The organism is Bacillus cereus group sp. BfR-BA-01381 (assembly GCF_022663555.1).
GTDB classification, from domain to species: domain Bacteria; phylum Bacillota; class Bacilli; order Bacillales; family Bacillaceae_G; genus Bacillus_A; species Bacillus_A pacificus.
Genome location: NZ_JAKUFR010000309.1, coordinates 1 through 253 on the forward strand (window position 1 = coordinate 1; position 253 = coordinate 253).

Below are 253 nucleotides of genomic sequence, written 5' to 3' on the forward strand. Positions count from 1 at the left end.
TGCCTGAGCTTTAGCTGCTTCACGAGCTTTAGCTGCTTCTTGAGCCTTAGCTTCTGCTTGAGCTTCAGCTGCTTCTTGAGCTTTAGCTTCTGCCTGAGCTTTAGCTGCTTCACGAGCTTTAGCTGCCTCTTGAGCTTTAGCCGCTGCTTGAGCTTCAGCTGCTTCGCGAGCTTTAGTTGCTTCCTCCGCTTGAGCTTTTGCTTGAGTTTCAGCTACTTCACGAGCTTTAGTTGTTGCCACGGCTTTAGCTGTA

The 253-nt window shown here is 49.8% G+C and carries 1 protein-coding gene; it reads right to left on the reverse strand.

Features of this window, described 5'->3' with window-relative positions:
* On the reverse strand, positions 1-253 hold a 253-nt coding region (locus MR079_RS28840; RefSeq protein ID WP_242295113.1), incomplete at both ends, for a hypothetical protein.